This is a genomic window from Clostridium sp. M62/1, from assembly GCF_020736365.1.
GTDB classification, from domain to species: Bacteria; Bacillota; Clostridia; order Lachnospirales; family Lachnospiraceae; genus Otoolea; species Otoolea saccharolyticum_A.
Genome location: NZ_CP085988.1, coordinates 2,363,420 through 2,378,717, shown reverse-complemented (window position 1 = coordinate 2,378,717; position 15,298 = coordinate 2,363,420). Strand labels below are relative to the sequence as shown.

12 protein-coding genes are annotated in these 15,298 nt (G+C 52.2%); all 12 read left to right on the top strand.

All coding sequences use genetic code 11. The features are described 5' to 3' along the window. The first annotated feature begins 58 nt into the window (after positions 1-58). Positions 59-1,219 carry a flavodoxin-dependent (E)-4-hydroxy-3-methylbut-2-enyl-diphosphate synthase gene (gene ispG, locus LK436_RS11120; protein WP_265586103.1) on the top strand — a complete coding sequence of 387 codons (1,161 nt, stop codon included), beginning with the start codon at positions 59-61 and terminating at the stop codon, positions 1,217-1,219. Beyond that, on the top strand, positions 1,216-5,832 hold the full coding sequence (locus tag LK436_RS11115; RefSeq protein ID WP_008398394.1) for a PolC-type DNA polymerase III: 4,617 nt from the start codon (positions 1,216-1,218) through the stop codon (positions 5,830-5,832). Before ispG ends, LK436_RS11115 begins: the two co-directional genes overlap by 4 nt. 55 nt (positions 5,833-5,887) lie before the next feature. Then, positions 5,888-7,075, top strand: coding sequence for a MalY/PatB family protein (locus LK436_RS11110; RefSeq protein WP_008398392.1), 1,188 nt, complete (start codon positions 5,888-5,890; stop codon positions 7,073-7,075). Positions 7,076-7,188: 113 nt separating this feature from the next. Next, positions 7,189-8,289, top strand: a complete 1,101-nt coding sequence (locus LK436_RS11105; RefSeq protein WP_015574120.1) for an HD-GYP domain-containing protein — start codon at positions 7,189-7,191, stop codon at positions 8,287-8,289. 14 nt (positions 8,290-8,303) lie between these two features. Further along, the gene (locus LK436_RS11100; RefSeq protein ID WP_008398390.1) at positions 8,304-8,654 is read left to right on the top strand and encodes an Hpt domain-containing protein; all 351 of its coding nucleotides are present in this window, start codon (positions 8,304-8,306) and stop codon (positions 8,652-8,654) included. Between the two features lie 213 nt (positions 8,655-8,867). Further along, positions 8,868-9,737 (top strand): MerR family transcriptional regulator, encoded by an 870-nt coding sequence (locus LK436_RS11095; RefSeq protein ID WP_044931587.1) that lies wholly within the window; start codon positions 8,868-8,870, stop codon positions 9,735-9,737. 319 nt (positions 9,738-10,056) lie between these two features. Further along, positions 10,057-10,884, top strand: a complete 828-nt coding sequence (licT, locus tag LK436_RS11090; RefSeq protein WP_008398385.1) for a BglG family transcription antiterminator LicT — start codon at positions 10,057-10,059, stop codon at positions 10,882-10,884. A gap of 28 nt (positions 10,885-10,912) precedes the next feature. Further along, complete coding sequence (locus LK436_RS11085) at positions 10,913-11,398, top strand: PTS sugar transporter subunit IIA (protein WP_008398383.1); 486 nt, start codon at positions 10,913-10,915, stop codon at positions 11,396-11,398. A 37-nt stretch (positions 11,399-11,435) separates the two neighbouring features. Then, positions 11,436-11,690: an HPr family phosphocarrier protein gene (locus LK436_RS11080; RefSeq protein ID WP_008398382.1), complete on the top strand. Its 255-nt coding sequence runs from the start codon at positions 11,436-11,438 to the stop codon at positions 11,688-11,690. Between the two features lie 82 nt (positions 11,691-11,772). Next, on the top strand, positions 11,773-13,236 hold the full coding sequence (gene nagE, locus LK436_RS11075; protein WP_044931584.1) for an N-acetylglucosamine-specific PTS transporter subunit IIBC: 1,464 nt from the start codon (positions 11,773-11,775) through the stop codon (positions 13,234-13,236). A gap of 295 nt (positions 13,237-13,531) precedes the next feature. Next, positions 13,532-14,302: a type III pantothenate kinase gene (locus LK436_RS11070; protein ID WP_015574125.1), complete on the top strand. Its 771-nt coding sequence runs from the start codon at positions 13,532-13,534 to the stop codon at positions 14,300-14,302. A 49-nt stretch (positions 14,303-14,351) separates the two neighbouring features. Next, positions 14,352-15,176, top strand: a complete 825-nt coding sequence (locus LK436_RS11065) for a TrmH family RNA methyltransferase (RefSeq protein ID WP_015574126.1) — start codon at positions 14,352-14,354, stop codon at positions 15,174-15,176. Positions 15,177-15,298 lie beyond the last annotated feature (122 nt).

Below are 15,298 nucleotides of genomic sequence, written 5' to 3'. Positions count from 1 at the left end.
CTGAGCAGCCTCTGACTCCCCATTCGGGGAGCCGGCTTGCCGGGAGGAGAGGCCGGGGCTGTTCAGGTATGCGGCCAATGCCCCACACACTTACACACACCTACACAAATCAAATGATCGGAGGAAGCCTCATATGGCATACAGAGATTCAACGAAAACAGTTCAGATCGGGAACCGCGTCATTGGCGGTGGAAATCCGATTCTGATTCAGTCCATGTGCAATACGAAAACAGAGGACGCGGCGTCCACTATCGCCCAGATTCTGGAGCTGGAGCGTGCAGGCTGCGATATTATCCGCGTGGCGGTTCCCACCATGGAGGCAGCAGAGAGCTTAAAGACTATAAAGCGCTCCATCCATATCCCCCTTGTGGCGGATATTCACTTTGACTATCGCCTGGCCATAGCGGCCATTGAGTGCGGGGCGGACAAGATCCGCATCAACCCGGGAAACATCGGTTCCGAGGAGCGGGTGCAGGCAGTGGTGGACAAGGCGAAGGAGTATGGAATTCCCATCCGCGTCGGCGTCAACAGCGGTTCCCTGGAAAAGCATCTGATAGAGAAGTACGGCGGCGTGACGGCAGAGGGAATTGTGGAGAGCGCCCTGGACAAGGTTTCCATGATTGAGCGCATGGGATATGACAATCTGGTCATCAGCATCAAGTCATCAGACGTTCTGATGTGTGTGAAGGCTCATGAGCTGATCGCGAAAAAAACCATGTACCCCCTCCATGTGGGAATCACCGAGGCCGGAACGGTGCTGTCCGGCAATATCAAGTCAGCCATCGGGCTGGGACTCATCCTGAATCAGGGGATCGGAGATACGATCCGCGTGTCTCTGACGGGAAATCCGGTGGAGGAGATCAAGTCAGCAAAGCTGATCCTGCGCACACTGGGGCTCAGAAAGGGCGGAGTGGAGGTAGTGTCATGTCCTACCTGCGGCCGCACCCAGATCGACCTCATCGGCCTGGCAAACCAGGTGGAAAATATGGTGCAGGAATATCCCCTTGATATTAAGGTAGCTGTCATGGGCTGTGTAGTCAACGGCCCCGGAGAGGCCAGGGAGGCAGACATCGGAATTGCCGGAGGAATCGGAGAGGGACTTCTCATCAAAAAGGGAGAGGTGATCCGCAAGGTTCCGGAGGAGGAGCTGCTTGGCGCCCTGAAGGGAGAGCTGGACGCCATGATGCAGAATGCAAAGAAAACAGGTGATGGGGAATGAAACCTTTTTTAGAAGTATTTCCTGACTTACATATCACGGACAATCTGCGGGAGCTTTTAGACCTGGTGGAGGTGGAGAGAGTCACCACCACCAGGGACAGAAGCTCTATTCGCATTTATATTGTAAGTCCGAGGCTGATTCACAAACAGAATATTTACGGGCTGGAAAAGGGGATCCGGGAGCAGCTGTTCCCCGGCAAGCGGGTAGCCATCAAGATTCAGGAAAAATACCGTCTTTCCGGACAGTACACGCCGGAAAAGCTCCTGATGGTCTACAGGGACAGCATCCTTATGGAGCTTAAAAATTACAGCATCCTTCTCTACAGCATGTTCCGTAAGGCGGAATGTACCTTTGAGCGGGAGGACGTGATGCGCCTGACTCTGGAGGATACGATGATAGCCAGGGACAGGACGCCGGAGCTGAAGCGGATCCTGGAGAAAATTTTCGTGGAGCGCTGCGGCCTGCCCATGGAGATTGACGAGGAGTACCGGGAGCCTGCAAAGCGGGCTGTGGACCCGGTGATTGTGCCCTGCCAGATGCGCCGGCAAGACGAGGCGCCCTCAGAGCCTCTTCCCTTTGATCCGGGCTACAGCGCCTACCTGGACAGCATGGCTGCGGCCTCAGCGGACGGTCTGGATCTCTTCGGAGCAGACGGCCCGGAGGGCGGGCTGCCTTCCGGTGAAGACGGCAGAGCAAAGCTGCAGCCGGTGGAAGTTAATGCAGCCGGCGGCTCAGACAGGACAGCCGGAGGAGCTTCCGGAAAGGACGCTTCCGCTTCCAGAGGAGTTTCCGGCAGCGGGAAAAAGGAGAAGAATACAGCCAAAGGCTCTTCGGGGACCTACGGAAAGAAGGAATTCAAAAAGAAGGAGTTTGCCCGCTCCGGCTACAGGAGGGCGGAGGATCCCGACGTACTCTACGGGCGCAGCTTCGACGATGATGAGCTGACAGAGATCAGCCAGATTGAGGGAGAGGTAGGAGAGGTCTGCATCCGCGGAAAGATCCTGACCACGGAGATTCGGGAGCTCAGAAGCGGCAAACAGCTCTTTATCTTTACCATTACAGACTTCACAGATACCATCGGCGTAAAGATCTTTGCAAAGGAGGAGGCTGTGGAGGATCTGAAAAAGGCTACCGCAGCCGGGCAGTTTGTGCGGCTCAAGGGAGTGGCCACCATTGACCGGTTTGACGGGGAGCTGACTCTGGGCTCCATTGTGGGCATCAAGAAGTGCGAGGATTTCACCGGAAAGCGCATGGACAACAGCCCTGTCAAGCGTGTGGAGCTTCACTGCCACACGAAGATGAGCGATATGGACGGAGTCTCAGAGGTGAAGGACATTATAAAGAGGGCCAAAAAGTGGGGGATGGATGCGATTGCCGTGACGGATCACGGCTGTGTCCAGGCCTTCCCGGACGCCAACCATGCAGTGGAAAAGGGGGACGGCTTCAAGGTCCTTTACGGCGTAGAGGGCTATCTGGTAGATGATTTAAAGCAGCTGGCAGAGGATTCCAGGGGACAGTCCTTAGACCACACCTGCGTGGTGTTCGATATCGAGACAACGGGCTTCAGCCCTCTGAAGAACAAGATTATCGAGATCGGCGCGGTAAAGGTGGAAAACGGAAAAATCGTGGACCGGTTTTCCACCTTCGTCAACCCGGAGGTGCCCATCCCCTTTGAGATCGAAAAACTCACCAGCATCAGCGACAACATGGTTCTGGGGGCGCCGAAAATCGAGGAAGTGCTTCCGAAGTTTCTGGAATTCTGCAGCGATGCGGTGATGGTGGCCCACAATGCTTCCTTTGATATGAGCTTTATCAGGCACAATGCCATGATACAGGGAAAGAGCTTCGAGCCCACGGTGTTAGATACGGTTTCCATGGCGCGGTTTTTGCTTCCGAACCTGAACCGCTTTAAGCTGGACACGGTGGCCAAGGAGCTGCGGATTTCCCTGGAAAACCACCACAGGGCCGTGGACGACGCCGGGGCGACGGCGGAGATCTTTGTCAAATTTGTGGAAATGTTAAAAAGCCGCGGCATTGAAAACCTGGATGAGCTGAATGAGCAGAGCCGGATGAGCGTGGAGACGATTCGGAAAATGCCCACCAACCACATCATTATTCTGGCCAAGAACGATGTGGGGCGGATCAACCTGTACCGCCTGGTTTCCGACTCGAATCTGGTATACTATGCAAAGCGGCCGCGGATTCCAAAGAGCCAGATCCTCAAATACAGGGAAGGCCTGATTATCGGCTCAGCCTGCGAGGCCGGCGAGCTCTACCAGGCCCTGCTGCGGGGAGTGCCGGAGGCGGAGATCAATAAGATTGTCAGCTTCTACGACTATCTGGAGATCCAGCCTCTGGGAAATAATGCCTTCATGCTCAGAGACGAGAAGAGCACGGTGAAGACAGAGGAGGATTTAAAGGATCTGAACCGGAAGATCGTGGAGCTGGGAGAGCGGTTTAACAAGCCGGTCTGCGCCACCTGCGACGTACACTTTCTCGACCCGGAGGATGAGGTCTACCGCCGGATTATCATGGCGGGAAAAGGCTTCAAGGACTGCGATGACCAGGCGCCTCTCTATCTTCGCACCACCGAGGAGATGCTGAGGGAATTTGAATATCTGGGAAGCGACAAGGCCGAGGAGGTAGTGATCACCAATACGAGAAAAATCGCCGCCATGTGCGAGCGGATCTCGCCGGTCAGGCCGGACAAATGCCCGCCGGTTATCCCGAACTCCGACGAAATGCTCCGGAACATCTGCTATAACAGGGCCCATGAGATGTACGGGGAGGATCTCCCGAAGATCGTGGTGGAGCGTCTGGAGCGGGAGCTGAACTCCATTATCTCCAACGGCTTTGCGGTGATGTATATCATCGCCCAGAAGCTGGTGTGGAAGTCCAATGAGGACGGCTATCTGGTGGGGTCGCGAGGTTCTGTGGGCTCCTCCTTCGTGGCTACCATGTCGGGTATCACAGAGGTAAACCCTCTGAGCCCCCACTACTACTGTACAAACTGCCATTTCTACGACTTTGACTCCGAGGAGGTGAAGAAGTTTTCCGGAATGGCAGGGTGCGATATGCCGGACAGGCTCTGCCCTGTCTGCGGAAAGCCTTTAAAGAAGGACGGGTTTGATATTCCCTTCGAGACCTTCCTGGGATTTAAGGGGGACAAGGAGCCGGATATCGACCTGAACTTTTCAGGAGAATACCAGAGCCGCGCCCACGATTACACGGAGGTAATCTTCGGAAAAGGGCAGACCTTCCGGGCGGGAACCATCGGAACCCTGGCGGACAAAACGGCCTTCGGCTATGTGAAAAAGTACTACGAGGAGAGAGGACAGCGAAAGAGGGCCTGCGAGATCAACCGTATTGTCACCGGCTGCGTGGGAGTCAGGAGAACTACGGGACAGCACCCGGGAGGAATCATCGTGCTTCCCCACGGGGAGGAGATCTACTCCTTCACCCCTGTACAGCACCCGGCGGATGACATGACCTCAAAGACGATCACCACCCACTTTGACTACCATTCCATTGACCACAACCTGCTGAAGCTGGATATTCTCGGACACGATGATCCCACCATGATCCGTATGCTTCAGGATCTGACAGGCCTGGATCCGGTTAAGGACATTCCTCTTGACTGTAAGGAGGTCATGAGCCTCTTCCAGAGCACGGAGGCCCTGGGAATCACGCCGGACGACATCGGCGGCTGCCCTCTGGGGGCCCTCGGCGTGCCGGAGTTCGGAACGGACTTTGCCATGCAGATGCTTCTGGACACAAAGCCCAAATATTTTTCCGATCTGGTTCGGATCGCCGGTCTGGCCCACGGAACCGATGTGTGGCTGGGCAATGCCCAGACTCTGATCCAGGAGGGAAAGGCGACTATTCAGACTGCCATCTGCACCAGAGATGACATCATGGTTTACCTGATCAGCAGGGGGCTGGAGGAGGGACTGTCCTTCACCATCATGGAGAGCGTCAGGAAAGGCAAGGGCCTGAAGCCTGAGTGGGAGGAGGAAATGACAGCCCACGGCGTGCCGGACTGGTATATCTGGTCCTGCAAAAAGATCAAATACATGTTCCCGAAGGCCCACGCGGCGGCCTACGTTATGATGGCATGGCGCATTGCCTACTGTAAGGTGTTTTATCCTCTTGCCTACTATGCGGCCTTCTTCAGCATCCGCGCCAGCGGCTTTTCCTATGAGCTGATGTGTCAGGGAAGGGAGAAGCTGGAGTACCACCTGGCTGACTACAAAAAGCGGCTGGATACTCTGTCGAAAAAGGAGCAGGACACCCTGCGGGATATGAGGATTGTCCAGGAGATGTATGCCAGGGGCTTTGAGTTTATGCCCATCGATATTTACAGGGCCAGCGCCAGAAACTTCCAGATCATTGACGGAAAGCTGATGCCGTCCCTGAGCAGCATTGACGGGCTGGGGGAGAAGGCGGCGGACGGAATTGTGTTCGCGGCGGAGGACGGTCCGTTCCTGTCCAAGGAGGACTTTATCAACCGCTCGAAGGTGACGAAGACAGTGGCCGATCTGATGGCCGATCTGGGGCTTCTTAAGGGGCTTCCGGAGAGCAATCAGCTCTCTCTGTTTGATCTGGCTTTATAGAGATTACAGACAGCAGGCGAAACTATAATTGAGAAGATAAAGGGGAGGATTTACCGTGAAATACGATTTTGAAACAGTGTTGGACCGCTACGACAATGGCTCCGTCAAGTGGAACCTGATGAAAAAGAAAAAACCTCAGGTGGAAAGGGGGATTGTCCCCTTTTCCATAGCAGATATGGAGTTCAAAAATCCGCCGGAGATTGTGGAGGCGCTAAAGGACTGTCTCGACCAGGGAGTACTTGGCTACCAGACAGCGGAGCCTTCCTGGTACGAGGCGGTTACGGGATGGACCAGGAGAAGGTACGGCTGGGAGACAAGGCCGGAGTGGTTCTACACGACTCCGGGGATCGTCAACGCCCTCTATCACGGGGTAGCTGCTTTTACGGAGGAGGGGGACGGGGTTATCGTCATGCCTCCGGTCTACTATCCGTTCTATAAGGCAGTGGAGGAAAACGGGCGCAGGCTGGTCAGATGTCCGCTGATTGAGGGGGAAAACCTCCTCTACTCCATTGACTGCGAAAAGCTGGAGGAGCTGGCGTCAAAGCCGGAAAACCGCCTCCTGATCCTGTGCAATCCCCACAATCCGGTGGGACGGGTGTGGACAAGGGAGGAGCTTATGGAGGTGAGCCGCATCTGCCTCAAACACCAGGTGTTTGTCATCTCCGATGAGATCCACTGCGATCTGATCATGCCCGGAAATACCTTTACCTCCTTTGCCTCTCTCTCAGAGGAGACAGAAAAAAATACCATGACCTGCATGGCCCCCAGCAAGACCTTTAACCTGGCAGGCCTGCAGGCCTCCTGCGTGATCATCCCGGATCAGGAGAGGAGAAGAAGGCTGAAGGCACAGATGGCAAAGGTTTCCTTTGAGGGCAGGGTGAATGCCCTGGGCTACAAGGCCATGGAGGCAGCCTACACGAAGTGTGATGCCTGGCTCGACGAGGCTATCCAGGTGATCTGGGAGAACCACCGGACCTTAAAGCAGTTTATGGAGGAGCGCCTGCCTGAAATCCGCACAGCCAAGCTTCAGGGAACCTATCTTCAGTGGATGGATCTTCGGGCTTTCGGATGGACGCCGGAAAGACAGGAGGAGATTATGACAGAGGCGGACCTGTTTTTTGACGAGGGGATCCTGTTCGGACCTGAGGGAAAGGGCTTTGAGCGCATGAATCTGGCCTGCCCCAAATCTGTACTGCTTGACGCCCTGTCCCGCCTGGAAAAAGCAGTCCGCCAAAATGCCTGACGGACTGCCTACGGAAGGCTGGTCTGCTCTGTATGTTTCTGCCTCTCTGCCTCCCGCGGTTGAATTTTTTTCGATAGTTCAGTAAAATGTATCTAAATAAGGAGGGAATACCAATGAAAAATGCAGACATAAGCTCTCCAAATACGGCAGATACGCTTCTGATTATAGATGATGTGGAGATGAACCGGGCCATTCTGGCGGAAATTTTCAGAGACTCCTACCGGATTGAGGAGGCGGAGAACGGAAGAGAGGCTCTTGCGATATTAGCGGATCACGCAGAGCGCATCTGCGCTGTCCTTCTGGATGTGATTATGCCGGAGCTGGACGGCATCGGGCTTTTAAGGATTATGAAGGAAATGAATCTTTTAGAGCATATGCCTGTTTTTCTGGTGACGGCAGAAACCGGCGACGAGGTGACGCGGGAGGCCTACGCCCTGGGAGTCATGGATGTGATCGGAAAGCCTGTAGTGCCCCACATCGTCACACGGCGTGTCAATTCCATCATCGAGCTGTTTCAGGCCAGAAAGCGTCTTGGAAATGTGGTGGAGCGCCAGCGGGAGGAACTTTTTGAGCAGACAAAGAAGATGTACCGGATGAGCGTGGGAATGGTGGAGTCCCTTTCGACGGCTATCGAGTTCAGAAGTGATGAGTCCGGGGAACATGTGCGCAGAATCCATGACATTACGGACTTTCTTCTGCGGAATACCAGATTCGGGGACGGGCTTTCAGAGAATGAGATAGAGCTGATTGCCCTGGCGGCCATTATGCACGATGTGGGAAAGATTGCCATTCCCGATGCCATATTAAAAAAGCCTGGCCGCTTTACGCCAGAGGAGTTTGAGATAATGAAGACTCATACCATTCAGGGAGGCCGTCTGCTTGCCAAGATTCCGCAGATGAAGGAGCACGAATCCTATTCCTACGCCTACGATATTGCACTTCATCATCACGAGCGGTGGGACGGACGAGGATATCCGGACGGTCTGAAGGGGGATGAGATCTCCGTCTGGTCTCAGGTGGTCTCCCTGGCAGATGTCTATGACGCGCTGATCAGCAAACGGTGCTATAAGGATGCCTGCAGCTGTGATGAGGCGGTCAGGATGATTGTAAACGGAGAGTGCGGGGTGTTCAATCCGGAGCTGATAGACAGCTTCCTTCAGGTGGAGGGAGAGCTGCGCAGGATGTATCAGGAGAAAATAAACCAGAATGTCTGAAGGGAGGTGTACCGATGGAAAAAGACAGGTATGACAGACTGACGGCAGCCGGAATCCAGGTGGAAGAGGCGCTGGGCCGTTTTATGAATAACGAGATGCTTTTCAACCGCTTTCTGGAAAAATTTGCAGACGATGCCAATTACAGCCTGCTGAAGACTGCTATGGCAGAGGGAGACGCCAAAGGCGCTTTCGAGGCCGCTCACACTTTAAAGGGGGTGGCTGGGAATCTCTCCCTTGAGCGCCTGTACCGTGCAGTGGAGAAGCAGACAGAGTTCCTCAGAGATGGCAGGATGGACCAGGCTTCGGCGGTGATGCCCGAGGTGGATGCTGCCTACGCTGAAGTGACAGCTGCGCTGAAAAAATAGCATGAAAAGCGGGAAGGCAGGATCAGGACATACCCCGTGGACGAAAGGGAAGTTTGTTCGCGCGGGAGGAAGCCTGATCCTGCCGTTTTTATGCAAAATCTCTTGACCTTGCAGTTGGTATATCCTTTATAATTTCTGTAAGAAAAGAGAAGCATGCACGGCAGAAGAGAGAAAAGAACCAGGAGGGAAGCGAACCAGGAGAGGAGTGAGGATATGGGCGGCAGAAACGAGATGGGGATAAAAGAGATGGAAAAACAGACGGGTATCAGCAGTCAGAATATCCGGTACTATGAAAAGCAGGGACTTCTTTCGCCAAAGCGAAATCCGGAAAACGGCTACCGGATATATGGGGAGGAGGAGGCAGAACAGCTAAAAAGGATCAAACTGTTTCGGAAGCTGGATATGCCTATTGAAGATATCAGAAGAATGCTCAGCAGGGAACAGAGCCTACAGGAGGCCCTGACAGCCCAGAAAAAGAGGCAGGAGAAGGAGAAGAAGCATCTGGAGGCTGTGCTGAAATTTTATGGTAGGATCCGGGAGACTGAGCTGGATGAGCTTCAGGCGGAGAAATATCTGAACGAGATGGAGGAACTGGAGAGGGGAGGATCTGTTTTCGTGGATTTTGCAGAGGATTTCATTGCCGTGGCCAGGGCACAGGCCAAGCGGGAATTTTCCTTCAGGCCTGACACGATGTGCATGAACAGCCGGGAGTTTATGGATGCCCTGTGCCAGTATGCCAGAAAAAATGACGAGGATCTGGTCATTACGAAAGAAGGGATGTACCCGGAGTTTACACTAAACGGGATCGAGTACACCGCCTATCGCCGTTTCAGCCGGTGGGGAGCGGTCATATGCTGTACCATGAAGCATCCAGAGGAGGCTGGCGACGGGGCAGTGCCGGCAAAAAGGAGAGGGCTTATGCGGCTTGCGGTGAAGTGGATGGTTCCGCTGCTCATACTGGCGGCGGTTATTCTGCCCAGAATGAAAAAGATAGAGGATCTGCTGTTTCTGCTTCCGTTTGGAGCTGTTTTTCTGGTGCTGCTGTGGTTTTCCTATGGGAATTTCAGGGAGAGGAAGGGATGAGGGAGAGATACTCCTTCCTCTCCAGATAAGACTCTGATGCAGAGTAAAAAGCAGGACAAAATCCACAGAAGGATGGGATAATGACAGATTTTAAGGACAATTTATCCGATAATCATTAAAAAAATATAAACAAAAAATAAAATATCTATTGACTAATCGTCTGATTTTTGGTAAAATTTAGGAAAGTTAATAAGCTATGGATTGTTACTGGTAAGCAGGCAAAACCAATTTTGATGAGGAAGGGAGCGGTGCAGTGTTCCGCAGGGAACTTCATTTTCAAGGTTGGTTTTTTATTTTGCCTGAAGAGGAAGCATGATTTATGAAAATCGACAAAATCATTAACAATAATATTGTCAGCGCTCTGGATGCAGACGGGAAGGAAGTCATAGTCATGGGAAGGGGCCTGGGCTTTGGAATGAAAGCCGGAAGGGAGATTCCCCAGGCAAAGATAGAAAAGATATTCCGCCTGGACAGCCAGAACAGCATGGATCGGTTTAAGGAGCTTCTCTCCAACCTGCCTTTAGAGCATATCCAGGTTTCCAGTGAGATTATAAGCTATGCAAAGACTGTGCTGAACAGAAGCCTGAATCAGAATATTTACATTACCCTGACGGATCACATCAATTTTGCTGTTGAGAGATTTCGGCAGAAGATCCGGTTTTCCAATCCGCTTCTTAACGAGATCAGAGCCTTTTACAAGGAAGAGTATCTGATAGGAGAGTATGCAGTTGCTCTTATTGAGCGCCGGGTGGGAGTCAGGCTTCCTGTAGATGAGGCTGGGTTTATCGCTCTCCATGTGGTAACAGCAGAGTATAACACAGCCATGAGAGAGACGATTGACATTACGAACCTGATACAGAAGGTGGTGAAAATCGTCACAGAGTATTTTGGGATGAGCCTGGATGAAACCTCTCTGAACTACCAGCGGTTTGTCACTCACCTGAGATTTCTGGCTCAGAGGATTGTGGCAGGAGAGCTGTTAGACAGCGGAAATCCTGAATTTAACCGCCTCATTTCAGAGATGTACCCGGAAGAATATGAATGCAGCTTAAAGCTCAGAGAATATATAAAGGATGCATACAGCCATGATGTGACGGAGGAAGAGACCGCATATCTGGCTGTCCATATCAGAAGAATCAGAACCTAGAGTCAGCTGAAGAAAGAGAGGTAGTTTGATGTTTTCACTGAAAAAGATGTTTGGAGGCAAAGACGATAAGAAAGTGATTTTAGCGCCGGTGGAGGGAAAGGCAGTTTCCCTGAAAGAGGTAAATGATCCCACCTTCAGTCAGGAAATTCTCGGAAAGGGAGTTGCTGTCATCCCCTCCAAGGGACGGGTGGTTGCCCCGGCGGACGGAGTGGTAAGCGTATTTTTTGAGACAAAACATGCGGTCAGCATCACGGCGGACAACGGTGCCGAGATTATTGTTCATGTGGGTCTTGACACAGTAAATTTAAAGGGAGAGCACTATACGGCCCACAAGAAACAGGGAGATAAGGTGAAGGCAGGAGAGCTGCTTTTAGAGTTTGACATGGAGGCCATTAAGGCGGCAGGATACGATGTGATCACTCCCGTGATTATCTGCAACACGCCGGATTATCCGAACATGGTATGCCATACGGGAATGGATGTGAAGGAGCTGGATCCGATCATCGAGCTGTAGGCAGAGGCTGCCGGAAGCGGACAGGAGAGCAGATGAGATGAAAACACTGACTGCCAGGATAAAAGTTCCCGAGGGACTTCACGTAAAACCGGCCTCGAAGATATTCATGGAAGCGAGAAAGTATGGCTGCCGGATTACAGCCTTTGGGTCTGAACGGCAGGCAGACTGCAAAAACATCATGGAACTTCTGAGTCTGGAAGCCGCTTTCGGGGAAGAGCTCCGGTTTGAATTTGACGGAGCCGGTGAAGAAAAAGCAAGAGAAGCCTTTAAGCTTCTCCTGAGAGAAACATGATTTGTTCCTGCCAAGGGGGCAGGTTCAGATAAAAACATCGCCGGAAGGCGAAATAAAGGAAAGGGGTTCATTATTTATGGTAATGAAGTTTTTACAGAAACTGGGAAAATCCCTGATGCTCCCGGTTGCATGTCTTCCTGTCTGTGGTATTCTGATGGGAATCGGCTATGCTCTGTGTCCGGCAGTAATGCAGGGCGGAGAAATTTCAGGTACGCTTCCAATTATCGGTTTCTTCCTGGTGAAGGCCGGAGGCGCCCTGATCGACAACATGTCCTGGCTGTTCGCAGTAGGCGTTGCAGTGGGCATGTCTGATGACAACGACGGTACGGCAGGTCTGTCAGGTCTGGTATCCTGGCTGATGATGACCAAGCTCTTAAATCCGGCAGTTGTCGCAACCTTAACAGGCGTTGCAGCCGATGCGGTAGACTTATCCTACAGCAAGATCGAGACACAGTTTATCGGTATTCTGGCAGGTATTATCGGTGCAATGTGCTACAACCGCTTTAAGTCCACAAAGCTTCCGGACTGGCTGTCCTTCTTCTCCGGAAAGCGCAGCGTTGCCATTGTAACAGCGCTTGTTTCCATTATCGTGGCAGCAGTTCTGTTCTTTGTATGGCCAGTTGTATTCGGTGCCCTGGTAGCTCTCGGTGAGGGAATCATGAGCCTGGACGCAGTAGGTGCAGGTATCTACGCATTCTTCAACCGTCTGCTGATCCCATTTGGTCTGCACCACGCCCTGAACAATGTATTCTGGTTCGATACCATCGGTATCGGTGACCTGACTCACTTCTGGGCAGGCGAGACATCTGCAGATGTGACATGGAGCCTTGGTATGTACATGGCAGGATTCTTCCCATGTATGATGTTTGGTATCCCTGGTGCAGCTCTGGCCATGGTTCACTGCGCAAAGAAGGAAAAGAAGAAACTGGCTATCGGTCTTGTAGGTTCTGCAGCTATCGCAGCCTTTGTCTGCGGTGTTACTGAGCCGTTCGAGTTCGCATTCATGTTCTTAGCTCCAGGCCTTTACCTGGTATATGCTCTGTTATACGGTATTTTCGCAGGCGTTACGGTTGCTCTGGGATTCCGCGCAGGATTTTCTTTCTCCGCAGGCCTTACAGACCTTATTTTCTCCGCACAGCTTCCGGCTGCAGCGAAGACATGGCTGATTCTTCCGCTGGGAATCGCAGCGTTCATCGTGTTCTATGTGGTGTTCCGCATCGTAATCACGAAGTTTGACTTAAAGACTCCGGGACGCGAGGATGACGATACAGAGAGCGAGAAGAGCGTAAGCCTTGCCAATAACAACTACACAGAGGTAGCTTCTATCATCCTTGAGGGACTTGGAGGGGCTTCCAACGTGACTTCCGTTGACAACTGCATCACACGTCTTCGTCTCGAAGTAAAGGATCAGGCTCTTGTCAATGAGAAGAAGATCAAATCTGCAGGTGTTGCAGGTGTAATCCGTCCTGGAAAGAACAGTGTTCAGGTTATTGTCGGAACACAGGTTCAGTTCGTTGCAGATGAGTTTAAGAAGATCTGCAAATAGGAAATATGCAGCTGAAAATTCGTAAACAGTGGAGATAGTGTCTATCGGGAAAGAAGACGTACGACGGTACATAGTGAAATCCTGAGGCTGTTTAAAGGCCAGTGACACCGCCTCTTAAAGCGCCGTACTCTGCCGGAATAATCCGGGAGAGTGCGGCGCTTTTATCATCAGGGAGGGAAAGAAAAGCGATATAATTTTATATCCCAATGGTTTCAGATTGCATTTTCCCTCATCTCCATCTATAATGATAAAAGCACCCGCAGGATGGATAGGGAGAAAATGGAGGAAATTACAGATGATATTAGCTATTGACGTGGGAAATACAAATATTGTTGTCGGATGCATTGACAGGGAAAAATGCCATTTTATTGAGCGGCTTTCCACTGTGAGGACGAAGACGGAGCTGGAATATGCCATTGATATAAAGAGCGTTCTGGACATCTATCATGTCCACCCGGCTGAGATAGAGGGGGGAATTATCTCCTCCGTAGTTCCGCAGATTACGGTAAATATTAAGCGGGCTGCCGAGAAAATTCTGAAAAAAGAGACTCTCGTGATCGGGTCCGGCATCAAGACAGGACTGAATATCCGGATTGACGATCCGGCCCAGCTGGGAGCAGATTTGGTGGCAGATTCTGTTGCCGGAATAGCAGAGTATCCCCTTCCTCTTGCAATTTTTGATATGGGCACAGCAAATACGGTCTGCGTGATCGATGGGCAGAAACGGTATCTGGGAGGGATGATCTATCCGGGACTCGGCGTTTCTCTTGACTCATTGACCTCTCATGCGTCACAGCTTGGAGGAATCAGCCTGGAAGCGCCGCCTGAGCGGGTGATCGGAAGAAATACCATCGACTGTATGAAGAGCGGGGTGATCTACAGCGCAGCGGCGGCCATGGATGGGATTATAGACCGGATAGAGGAGGAACTGGGAGAGAAGGTGACGGTTGTAGCTACCGGCGGCCTGGCAAGGAGAATTGTTCCCCACTGCAGGAGGGAGATTATCCTGGATGATGATCTGCTCCTGAAGGGCCTTCAGATTCTCTATGAAAAGAATAAACGCTAGTCTCATAAACTTAGGCGATGAACATTTGATGACCAGAAGGAGAGAAGGAATGCCTGATATTATAGAAATAAAGGACTTGGAGGCACCTGAGCTGGATGTATATGCGAGAATTCCTGAGGGACAGCTGCTTCACCTTTATGAACCGGAACCGGGAATCTTTATTGCAGAAAGCCCAAAGGTAATCGAGCGGGCGCTGGATGCCGGATATGAGCCGATTTCCCTTCTGATGGAAACAAAGCATGTGGAAGGACAGGGGAGGGAGGTGATTGCCCGCTGCGGTCATATCCCTGTTTATACGGCACAGTTTGATGTGCTGACCAGACTTACGGGCTTTCAGCTCACACGCGGTGTCCTGTGCGCCATGCGGAGAAAACGGATGCCGGAGGCCTGCAGCATCTGCGCCGGAGCCAGGCGGATTGTGGTTCTGGAAAATGTGATGAATCCCACGAATGTGGGGGCGATTTTCCGCTCTGCAGCTGCCCTTGGCATGGATGCAGTGCTTCTGACGCCCGGGTGCAGCGATCCGCTGTACCGGAGAGCTGTCAGGGTGAGCATGGGAACAGTGTTTCAGATCCCGTGGACCTTTTTTGACGGAAAGAAGGTAAAATGGCCGGAGAACGGGCAGGAGCTTCTGAGAGAGATGGGCTTTAAGACAGCGGCCATGGCTCTGAGCGACGATTCAGTCAGCATTGACGAGCCGGCACTCAGAAGAGAGGAAAAGCTGGCTGTTATCATGGGCACAGAGGGAGAAGGCCTGTGCGCCCAGACCATCAGGGAAAGCGATTATGTGGTGCGTATTCCCATGTCTCACGGCGTGGATTCCCTGAACGTGGCGGCTGCCAGCGCGGTAGCCTTCTGGCAGCTGGGAAGATGACGGAAAAGGAAAGGCTTATCAGGGATGAACAGCTGTAATTGGATGCATTTACTGAAAGAAAATGTTGATTTATCAGACAATCTCTAGTATAGTAATTACAGGTTTATCAGGTGAAAGAAGGG

What these genes read in the sequence shown, in the direction of transcription:
- LK436_RS11115 (WP_008398394.1), top strand. Translation starts at nt 1,216, where the DNA reads ATGAAACCTTTTTTAGAAGTATTTCCTGACTTACATATCACGGACAAT.
- LK436_RS11105 (WP_015574120.1), top strand. Translation starts at nt 7,189, where the DNA reads ATGAAAAATGCAGACATAAGCTCTCCAAATACGGCAGATACGCTTCTG.
- LK436_RS11100 (WP_008398390.1), top strand. Translation starts at nt 8,304, where the DNA reads ATGGAAAAAGACAGGTATGACAGACTGACGGCAGCCGGAATCCAGGTG.
- LK436_RS11095 (WP_044931587.1), top strand. Translation starts at nt 8,868, where the DNA reads ATGGGCGGCAGAAACGAGATGGGGATAAAAGAGATGGAAAAACAGACG.
- licT (WP_008398385.1), top strand. Translation starts at nt 10,057, where the DNA reads ATGAAAATCGACAAAATCATTAACAATAATATTGTCAGCGCTCTGGAT.
- LK436_RS11085 (WP_008398383.1), top strand. Translation starts at nt 10,913, where the DNA reads ATGTTTTCACTGAAAAAGATGTTTGGAGGCAAAGACGATAAGAAAGTG.
- LK436_RS11080 (WP_008398382.1), top strand. Translation starts at nt 11,436, where the DNA reads ATGAAAACACTGACTGCCAGGATAAAAGTTCCCGAGGGACTTCACGTA.
- nagE (WP_044931584.1), top strand. Translation starts at nt 11,773, where the DNA reads ATGAAGTTTTTACAGAAACTGGGAAAATCCCTGATGCTCCCGGTTGCA.
- LK436_RS11070 (WP_015574125.1), top strand. Translation starts at nt 13,532, where the DNA reads ATGATATTAGCTATTGACGTGGGAAATACAAATATTGTTGTCGGATGC.
- LK436_RS11065 (WP_015574126.1), top strand. Translation starts at nt 14,352, where the DNA reads ATGCCTGATATTATAGAAATAAAGGACTTGGAGGCACCTGAGCTGGAT.